Origin of the sequence: uncultured Leptotrichia sp., from assembly GCF_938036635.1 — a bacterium.
GTDB lineage: Bacteria > Fusobacteriota > Fusobacteriia > Fusobacteriales > Leptotrichiaceae > Leptotrichia > Leptotrichia hongkongensis.
In genome coordinates, this window is the sequence record NZ_CALHQO010000331.1 from 1 (window position 1) to 5,718 (window position 5,718).

Genomic DNA, 5,718 nt, shown 5'->3' on the forward strand with positions numbered 1-5,718 from the left:
CCTTAAATTTATATAATTTTAGCAGTTTAATTTAAAATAGGTTTGAGTATATTTTGACTTTTAAGTGGATTGAATATAAATATAAAAATTTAAATATGAAAAAACATTAGAAAATACTAGTTTACCAATATTTCTAATGTTCACTTCATTGCTTAATTCTTTATAATCCTGCTCCGAATTCAAATCCTTTTCCAGAATATTTAAACTGTGCATTCTTTTCTGGGAATGGTGTTACTCCAAATTTTAATGAAACTACTGGATAATAACCTAATTTTTTATTACTTGGCTTATCCCACTTCATTCCTGCTCCAATTTCCCATTCTACATTTTCAAATCTATGAGATAAAGTTGCCATTCCTAAAGTTATCTTATTAACTTTTCTTGCATACCATGAACTTTCATAAATTTCAGGATCGGAAGCTTTAGAAGCTCCATTTTGTACATATTGAATTTTTCCTCCAACCCACCATGGTTTATCAGGGTCATTCGAAAACATATATTTTCCTTCAAATTCATGTTTTCTAAAGTCAAATGTACTATTACGAGTCGCATTATTTCTATAAATTCTGTCAGGCCGTTCCATTATGAAAGCATACCTTACAAACATTTTTTCTAGATATCCTGCTTCCACTTTAAAGGTTAAGTCATTAATTCTGTCAAATCCTTTCATTCCACTAGGATTAGCAGCATCAGAACCGTCTATTTGCATATCCATTCCAATTTGGAAATATTTTTTATGACTTCTTAAATTTTGAAGTTTTGCATTAAAATCATTTAAGCTAAATTTATTTTGACGATAATTTTCTTCTTCTACATAACTCTTGTATGCTTCTTCTTCCTCACTGCTCAAAAATAATCTGTCATCACTATTTACCAAAATTTTATCAATTGAATTTTTGTTGGCATTATTAATAGAAAATTCTTGCGTGTTTGAATTTCTTACCATATTTGTACTTTTTATCTGATTTTCAGTTGTATCAATTTCAGCTTCTCTATTATTTTCTTTTTCTTTTTTCTCTAAATCAGCTGCATATCTTGGTTTGGCATTATTTTCATATTTATACAAAAAACCAATTGTCGTATAGTCATTTCCACGAATATATCTGTCATCTGAAGTAATAATCGGAGTATTATTAAGATCTCTGTATATTTTTTTACCAAATCCAAAATTTATTCTAAAATAGTGATCTGATTCAAATTTCTTATTTTTCATTTTTGAAGTATCGTAAACAAATCCCAATCTATGATAATTAGTTTTTAATTTTAATGCAGGCAATCCAAAAGTTGCCACATTTCCATAAATGTCATTTGCTTTATTTACTAAATTTGTATATTCAAATCCCCATTCATTAAAGTTTACTCCAAAAGTTCTTTCCTTTAAAGATTCCTTATAAACTTTCTGATTCCATCCAAGACTTGTGTTATATGGAAATAACTGTTTATTTTTATCTGCGAATCTATATAAAAAATTATCCCCAGCATCTGACACATATCCATATTGAATTTCTCTATTAAAATTCCTATCAGATTTAAAATCCTTAAATTCATAGTTTTCATTATTTTCAAAATCAAAACTTACAAATCTTTTATTTGCAATATCAGCCTTAAAATAATTTCTAACATATCTATTCTTTAGCCAATCATCTTTAAAATGTCTATCGTCTCTCATTGTTAAATTATAATTAAATGTTACATTTCCAATTTGATATTTAAAATCATCTCTCAGTCCCAGTGCATTTGTTGGAACTTCTACAATGTCAAAGCCATCATACATTGCTCCTCCAGCTGTCGTTCTTTGGAAAGTAACTGTTGCATCATTTGTAACTTTTACATCATATTTATTATTTTTTTTCGATGTATTATCAAATAATGTAGTGTATAGTCTAGTGTCAAGAGTAAAAATTCGTATTGATGGACTTTGCTTTATAGCTTTTCCGCTTGCATCTCTTGCAACTTTATAGCCAGTCTGTGAATCTAAATCTTCAACTTTTCGTCCATTTCTAAATTTAGGAACTCCTAAACTGCTATAATCACGATTTTCAAATGCTAAATTATAACCAATAAACGAATTTTTTAATGGTATATCGATTCTATCATTACCTACATTAAATCTTTGAGATTTATATTTTTCATAAAGTATTTTTTTAGGACGACGAATTATTTCATTATCTTGATATATTTTATAAATTCTACTTTCATCAGTTGTTGCAGAATTTAAGAATAATGAATTATAATTTTCGTTATCACGCGTGTAATCATACTCGTATTCTTTTTTTCTTATATCAACTTGCTTTACTTGTGCACCGAAATAAAGAGTATTTGTCAAGTTTTGGTAACCTGTCTTAGGCTGGTATCCAAAGAAATCGCTTTCTCTAAATGGATAATAGTTTCCAAAAGTTAATCCCCATTCTTTTCTTTTGTCATATGCAATATTCTGAACCCAGTGAACTGTGTTATCTTCACCTCGGTCACGCATTCCAAGAAGTTCTCCGTATTCATCCTTATCAGAATCTAGATAATCCAATTTTATTTTCGGTCCTCTAAAATCAATTCCATAACTTCTTTTTTTTCTATAAGAATTCAAATCTCCAATATATCCTGGATTAATATCACGAAAATCCTCATTGTCAATTGTTATTGCAACATTTGAATTACCATTTGTATATTTTATGCTTCTATATAAATCAACGTCTGTTTTTCGTGGATCTAAGTTATCATCTTCTACAATTTTGTCATTTATCTCCGTCAGGGCTTTAAGTGCATGCTTATTTTGTGTCCAGTAATATTTTGCATTAAATTCACCATTTTGTCCAAGTTCCTGATTGATATTAAAATCCCAGAATCCAATATAGCTATATTTATCTACATAATCTGTATAATCATCCTTTAATTCATTTCCATTAATGGCATACATAAGATTTGTTGTAATATTTTGATAATTTAGATTCCATATTCCGTAACCTGCATCATAAAATTTTCTATCTTCCTTAGCTTTTTTTGGAGTATTTACAACCTTATGATTCCATTTGAAATCCCATTCTTTCCTATGATTTCCAATTGGAACTACAAATCTGTTTACAAATATATTTCCTTTATTATTTCCCCAGAAAGCATAGTCATTTGAAAATTTTAATGCTAATTTTTTCTTTGTACTCAATTCAAAATCAACAAATCCCTGTGCAAGAGGACCTAAATCATAGTCAAATCCCATAATTCCAAAAAATCCTCTATCACTATCCATTCCTATATATGGAAATAATGTAGCTCTTTGAGTTGATGGCTTTAATGATGTTACATAATATGGTAACTTAAACCAAGTTTTTCCACCCGCAAAAAGTCCAATGTTTCTTGCAATCGCTTTTCTATTTGGATAAATCTCCAGCTCATCTGCATTTATTTTATAACTTGGATTTTCGTATGGACTTGTAGTAAACCATCCATTTTTTATAAAAATCAGCTTATTTCCTTCAGCTAATGTTTCTTCTCCACCAAAACGTAATTTCACGTTTGAATCATAACTTTCTGAATTAAATATTTTTGCTAATTTTGTATCCATATCAAAAATAAGATTATCAGCTTTTATAATTTGGGAACCTTGAATAAATTCAACATTTCCAGAGCCTGAAAGAATGTTTTTATTAGCAATTTTTCTTAACTTGTCTGCATTTATTGTAAAATCTCCATATTTTACAGTAACATTACCTTCAGTATTTATTTCTTCTGTTTCTAGATTTATCGTAGATTTTTCTGTTTTCAGTTCTATTACTTCTCCATCAGCATTCAGCTTCCCAAAAAGTATAATATAAAACAGTAAAATAAACAATCCTTTATATCTCATTATTTTCATTTTTTCAACCTTTTATTTTTTATATAATACCAAAATTATACCATACTTTTATGCTTATAACAATTTATTTTACATTTGAAAGGCTTTAATTAAGTTTTTTACTACAAAACGTATTTTTTCCCAAATAACATCATTTTTTCTATATTTGCGATAACTAATAGTACATTATTTTCTCTTATTATAGTATTTGGAAGCGGCATAATATTTAGTTCTTTTTCATCTTTTATCCCGATAATATTCATTTCATATTTATTTCTCAAATTTAATTCTATAAGATTTTTTCCATCAAAATCCTTTGGTGCTTTTATTTCAAACACTCTATATTTTTCTGAAAATTTAAAATGTTCCGTTATATTGGGTCTTATTACCCCAAGTGCTATTTCCTTGGCCATCGTTTCTTCTGGATAAACAACGGAAGTTGCACCAATCTTTTTTAAAATTTTCCCCTGTAATTCATTTTTTGCCTTACAAATGATAGTTTTTATTCCCATTTCCTTTAAAATTACCGTAACAAATACACTGGACTGGGTATTGTCTCCAATACAGACAAAAGCAGTGTCAAAGTCATCATTTATTACTTTCCTGATTGAATTTTCGTCTGTCACATCCAATGTAATTGCATCACTTGCGATTTCATCATCAATTACCTTTTGTACACGATCCTCCCTTTGATCTATTGCCAGTACCATTTTACCATTTTCATATAATGTCTGAGTTACACTTCTACCAAATGTTCCAAGCCCAATTACTAAATATCCTGCCATTTTTCACCTCTTCCTTATCCTATCAAAATGTCTTCCTTTGGATAAATATATCTTCCTTTTGGATTTTTCATTCTGGACAAGGCCAATGTTATTGTTAGTGGCCCGACTCGTCCAACAAACATCGTAATCATAATTAACAGTTTAGAAATGCTCGATAATTGCGGCGTTAAATCCCGTGATAATCCCACCGTTCCAAAAGCAGATACCAGTTCAAATCCTAATTCTATAACTCTTATATCCTCCAGCCAAATTAATAAAAATAATACTACAGCAACATACATAATTGATATAAAAACAATAACCATAGCTTTATTATATATTTTCCAGCTGATTCTTCTCTTGTTGTATTCCAGATGTTCCTTATTTTTTATAGTTGTAACTATTCCAAAAAGTATCAATCCGGCTGTAGTAGTTTTTATTCCACCACCTGTTGAGCCAGGTGAGGCTCCGATAAACATTAATACTACAAACAGAAAAACTGTAGGTTCCCGCAGTTCAGCTATGGAAATTGTATTAAATCCAGCCGTTCTTGCTGTTACACTTTGAAAAAAGGCGGCTCCTATCTTTTCAAAAAATGGCAATGTTCCTAATGTTTTATTGTTTGAATATTCTAGGATAAATGTTATAATTGTCCCAAATATTATTAGAAAAATTGACATTTTTATAGCTATTCTTGTAGTAGTAGTAAGCCTTTTATCTTTTTTTAGAAAATATTGATAAATATTAAGAATTGCTGCAAAACCTATTCCACCTAAAAAAATTAAGACAGGAATTACAGTGTTTATTATTATACTGTTTTTAAAATCACTTAAATTATTTGAAAATAATGCAAACCCGGCATTACAAAATGCGGAAATAGAATGAAATATAGCATAATAAGCCGCTGTCTTATAATCAAATATTTTTATAAATTTTAAAAATAATATTGCAGCCCCGATAATTTCTATTATAAAAACCGTAGTCAAAACTTTTTTTACAAATTTTTGTATTTCAAATGTTGTATTTGTGTTTATATCTTCCTGTATCAATTTTTTAGTAAAATATCCAACTTTTTTTGAAATCATTGTTACAACTACTGTTGAGAATGTGATAATTCCAATTCCCCCA

General features: G+C 28.8%; 3 protein-coding genes. All 3 read right to left on the minus strand.

Translation table 11 applies throughout. The features are described 5' to 3' along the window. Positions 1-160 precede the first annotated feature (160 nt). Positions 161-3,847, minus strand: coding sequence for an LPS-assembly protein LptD (locus Q0370_RS06595; RefSeq protein ID WP_299573691.1), 3,687 nt, complete (start codon positions 3,845-3,847; stop codon positions 161-163). 101 nt (positions 3,848-3,948) lie between these two features. Continuing rightward, positions 3,949-4,611: a TrkA family potassium uptake protein gene (locus Q0370_RS06600; RefSeq protein ID WP_299573694.1), complete on the minus strand. Its 663-nt coding sequence runs from the start codon at positions 4,609-4,611 to the stop codon at positions 3,949-3,951. Between the two features lie 14 nt (positions 4,612-4,625). Further along, positions 4,626-5,718: TrkH family potassium uptake protein (locus tag Q0370_RS06605; RefSeq protein WP_299573697.1), on the minus strand; the 1,093-nt coding region annotated here is incomplete at its 5' end.